A 354-nucleotide genomic window follows, 5' to 3' on the forward strand; every position below is an offset into this window, starting at 1 on the left:
TATTGGAGTGATGTAAATTTAAACATTAAAATTATTTTTTGCTCGTGATAATGATTATTTTGTATACCCGAGTAATTAATCAAACACTGCAAGTATCAAAGTGTCTCCCCGTTAAAGGGCTTAGATATATTAGATGCAATTTTTTTGGCGTCTTGAATATATAACGAGTAAAGTGTTTAGATAGAGTGAAAACATGCCATAACTTAACAGTTGTGGCCTCTTTTTTGATGCTGTATAATTAAAGGGCTAGAACCGTGTCATTACTTAATGACATAAATAAGGAGATAAAAAGATGAAATATGGCTATGCGCGGGTCAGTACCACTGATCAAAAATTAGCAAATCAAATTGAGTT

At 31.9% G+C, this 354-nt stretch carries 1 pseudogene; it reads left to right on the plus strand.

Features of this window, described 5'->3' with window-relative positions:
- Nucleotides 1-292: 292 nt before the first annotated feature.
- Nucleotides 293-354: pseudogene (locus KGF70_RS17105) on the plus strand (recombinase family protein); the annotation flags it as partial.

The organism is Lactiplantibacillus sp. 7.2.4 (assembly GCF_018991185.1).
Classification (GTDB): domain Bacteria; phylum Bacillota; class Bacilli; order Lactobacillales; family Lactobacillaceae; genus Lactiplantibacillus; species Lactiplantibacillus pentosus.